The organism is Pantoea sp. CTOTU49201 (genome assembly GCF_032054795.1).
GTDB lineage: Bacteria > Pseudomonadota > Gammaproteobacteria > Enterobacterales > Enterobacteriaceae > Pantoea > Pantoea symbiotica.
The window spans coordinates 1-3,360 of sequence record NZ_DAMBSA010000467.1 but is presented as its reverse complement, the minus strand read 5'-3'; the positions used below and the strand labels follow the sequence as shown (position 1 = coordinate 3,360).

General features: G+C 56.9%; 5 protein-coding genes. 1 reads left to right on the top strand and 4 read right to left on the bottom strand.

Annotated elements, in window-relative coordinates; genetic code table 11:
• A partial coding sequence (locus RTY00_RS22260) for a DeoR/GlpR family DNA-binding transcription regulator (protein WP_312666293.1) occupies positions 1-794 on the top strand: 794 nt, incomplete at its 5' end.
• 73 nt (positions 795-867) lie between these two features.
• Here RTY00_RS22260 and cheZ read toward each other — a convergent pair.
• The 4 genes from cheZ to RTY00_RS22240 all read right to left on the bottom strand — a co-directional run.
• Complete coding sequence (gene cheZ, locus RTY00_RS22255) at positions 868-1,509, bottom strand: protein phosphatase CheZ (protein ID WP_312666292.1); 642 nt, start codon at positions 1,507-1,509, stop codon at positions 868-870.
• Positions 1,510-1,518: 9 nt separating this feature from the next.
• Entirely contained in the window at positions 1,519-1,908 is a 390-nt protein-coding gene (gene cheY / locus RTY00_RS22250; RefSeq protein WP_008102871.1) for a chemotaxis response regulator CheY, read from the bottom strand.
• A gap of 39 nt (positions 1,909-1,947) precedes the next feature.
• A complete protein-coding gene (locus tag RTY00_RS22245) occupies positions 1,948-2,997 on the bottom strand; it encodes a chemotaxis response regulator protein-glutamate methylesterase (RefSeq protein ID WP_008102868.1) in 1,050 nt (349 codons plus the stop codon).
• The coding region (locus tag RTY00_RS22240; protein WP_312666291.1) for a CheR family methyltransferase at positions 2,994-3,360 on the bottom strand (367 nt) is incomplete at its 5' end. The genes RTY00_RS22240 and RTY00_RS22245, both read right to left, overlap by 4 nt.

The window sequence follows — 3,360 nt, the reverse complement described above, 5'->3', positions numbered from 1 at the left end:
CTGATATGCAGCAGCGCCGTGAGAAGATTCTGGAGATGATCCGCGAAGACGGCACAGTCACGGTTAAAGCGCTGACCGACACCTTCGGCCGGACCGAAGCCACCATTCGCACCGACCTGCGCATGTTGCAGCAAGAGGGCCACGTGCAGCGTTATCACGGCGGTGCCACCTTGATGACCGGCAAGCAGAATACCGGCGCAATGTTGCTGGAGCGTCAGACGCATCTTGAAGAAAAACAGGCGATTGGCCGTCTTGCCGCGCAGCATGTAGAAAATGGCGATACGGTGATTTTCGATTCCGGTACCACCACCACGGCGATTGCCGAGGCGATTAGCCATATTCGTCGGTTATCGGTGATTACCACGGCGGTGAATATCGCGCTGAAGCTGGGCGGCGAGCCGGGCATTAATATTTTGCTGACCGGTGGGACGTTCAAGTTCCCTACGCTTTCGACTTCGGGCGAGAAAGCCGCTTCTTTTTTCGAAAACGTGCTGGCGGAAAAGCTGTTTCTTGCCACGGCCTGTATCTCGCCGCGTCTGGGGTTGAGCTTTCCCAGCGAGACCGATATCAAGGTGAAAATGGCGATGATCAAGTCAGCCAACACCGTGTATGTGGTGGCGGATTCCAGCAAGATCGATAAGGTGTCGATGTTCGCGCTGCCGTGCGACTGGAGCCATATTCACTATCTGATTACCGATAGCGGCATTTCTCCTGCGCAGGTTGCGGCGTTTGAGGCGTTAGGCGTGGAAGTGTTGGTGGCGCAATCGGCGTTGGCGCAGAAGCGCGCGGTGTAAAACCAGGTGGGCATAAATGCCCACCCTATGCGGTTTTGTAGGGTCGGCATTGATGCCGACCGCTCGCTAACCGTTAAAACCCTAAGCTATCCAGCAGGTCATCAACCTGATCCTGGTTCGCCACCACGCCGGGTGCATTGGCGTGGATCTGCGGACCGTTCAGCAGGCTGTTGCCCTCTTTACGCGCCGCGGCGTTGGCTTCTGGCATATTCTCCAGCAGCACCATCAACAACTGACGCTCGATCTCCTGGATCACATCCATCATGCGCTTGATCACCTGACCGGTAAGGTCCTGGAAATCCTGCGCCATCATGATTTCGAGCAACTGCTTATTGGTGTACGACGTGTGTCCCGGAACGTCAGTCAGGAACTGGCGCGTATCCGAAACCAACTCGCGCGCATCAGTCAGTTCAATCGGATTTTCAAACCACGCATCCCACCGGCCTTTCAGCTGGTTGGCGCCGGCTTCCATTTGGTCCTGGTGTGGCTGCGCTGCATCAACGCAGTTCAACGCACGTTCTGCCGCTTGCGCCGTCATTTGCACAACATAATCCAGAAGATCGCGCGCATCAGGAATCGCTTCCGCCGCTTCAGCAATCGCCTGGTCTAACCCCAGCTCACGCAGACTGTCACGCAACATGCGCGTCAGTGAGCCGATGCGGGTAATAATGTCGTGTGCCGAGGCTTCTTCGGTTGATTTCGGAAGGTCGCTCATCACATCTCCTTACATACCCAGTTTTTCGAATATTTTGCCTAACTTCTCTTCCAGCGTGGCCGCCGTGAACGGTTTCACCACGTAGCCGCTGGCGCCCGCCTGCGCGGCCGCGATGATGTTCTCTTTCTTCGCTTCCGCGGTCACCATCAGCACCGGCAGTTTATTCAGCGTGGCGTCAGCACGAATGGTTTGCAGCAGCTCCAGACCGTCCATGTTCGGCATGTTCCAGTCGGAAACCACGAAATCAAAGCCACCGGCACGCAGTTTGGTCAGGGCATCGACGCCATCTTCTGCTTCTTCGACGTTATTGAATCCAAGCTCTTTCAGCAGGTTACGGACGATACGACGCATCGTATTGAAGTCATCCACCACCAAAAAGCGCATATTTTTATCAGCCATATCTACTCCCGTGTTGTCTCGTCCAGCAGGACGGGCTCGTTAAATTCGCAATGCCTGTCCGGCGCTAATTTTCGCCAGCATGTGCTGACTGATGTGGCCTAAATCGACCACTTCACTGGTGCCACCCATCGCAATCGCTTCGCGCGGCATACCAAATACCACGCAGCTGGCTTCATCCTGCGCGATGGTCCAGGCGCCCGCGCGATGCATTTCCAGCATCCCGGCCGCGCCGTCGTTACCCATCCCGGTCAGAATTACACCCACCGCATTTCGTCCTGCGTGCACCGCCACCGAACGGAACAGCACATCTACCGATGGCTTGTGTCGGTTCACTGGCGGACCGTCATTCAGTTTCACTACATAGTTGGCACCGCTACGGCCCAGCTCCATGTGCATGGCGCCTGGCGCAATATAGGCGTGGCCCGGCAGAATACGCTCGCCGTCTTCCGCCTCTTTCACGGTGATCTGGCACAGCTTGTTCAGACGCTCGGCAAACGAGCGGGTAAAGCCAGGCGGCATATGTTGAGTAATCAGCAGCGCCGGGCTGGTCGCTGGCAGCGGCTGCAGCACATGGCGAATCGCCTCGGTACCGCCAGTAGAAGAGCCGATGGCGATCAGCTTTTCACTACTCAGCAGCGGGCCCGCTTTCAGCGTCACCGGCATCGGCGTGGAGGCACGCACATGCAGCTTGGCGCGCGCGGCGGCGCGGATCTTGTCGGCAATCATCTGGCTGTACGCCAGCATGCCTTCGCGAATACCGAGCTGCGGCTTGGTGACGAAATCCACCGCACCCAACTCCAGCGCGCGCAGCGTTACTTCTGAACCTTTACCGGTCAGCGAGGAGACCATCACCACCGGCATTGGACGCAGGCGCATCAGCTTCTCGAGGAAATCGAGGCCATCCATGCGCGGCATCTCCACATCCAGCGTCAACACCTGCGGGTTATACTGTTTGATTAAATCCCGCGCCACCAGCGGATCTGGCGCACTCGCGACCATCTCCATATCGGGATGGCTGTTGATGATCTCGGTCATCAACTGTCGCATTAGCGCAGAGTCATCCACGCACATCACGGTGATTTTGCTCATCGTCTTTCCTTGCTCAGTCCATAGACTGTCTGTCCACGCAGCCAGAACTCTTTGCTGATCTGACTAAAGTTCTCGGAATGCCCGGCAAACAGCAGACCGCCGGGTTTCAGCAGGGGCACAAAACGGCGCAGAATCTGTTCCTGCGTCTCTTTATCGAAATAGATCATCACGTTGCGACAGAAAATTGCGTCGAACGGACCCGGCAACGCCCAGTCGTTAGCCAGTAAATTCAGTTGCGTATAGTTCACCATGTTGGCGAGGTCGGAACGCACGCGCACCATGCCTTCGTGCGGACCGGTGCCGCGCAGGAAAAAGCGCTGCAGCTGTGACTGCGACAAGGTACGCAGCTCTTCCTGGCGATAA

Coding starts and splice junctions, on each gene's coding strand:
- cheZ (WP_312666292.1), bottom strand. CDS start 1,509: ATGAGCGACCTTCCGAAATCAACCGAAGAAGCCTCGGCACACGACATT.
- cheY (WP_008102871.1), bottom strand. CDS start 1,908: ATGGCTGATAAAAATATGCGCTTTTTGGTGGTGGATGACTTCAATACG.
- RTY00_RS22245 (WP_008102868.1), bottom strand. CDS start 2,997: ATGAGCAAAATCACCGTGATGTGCGTGGATGACTCTGCGCTAATGCGA.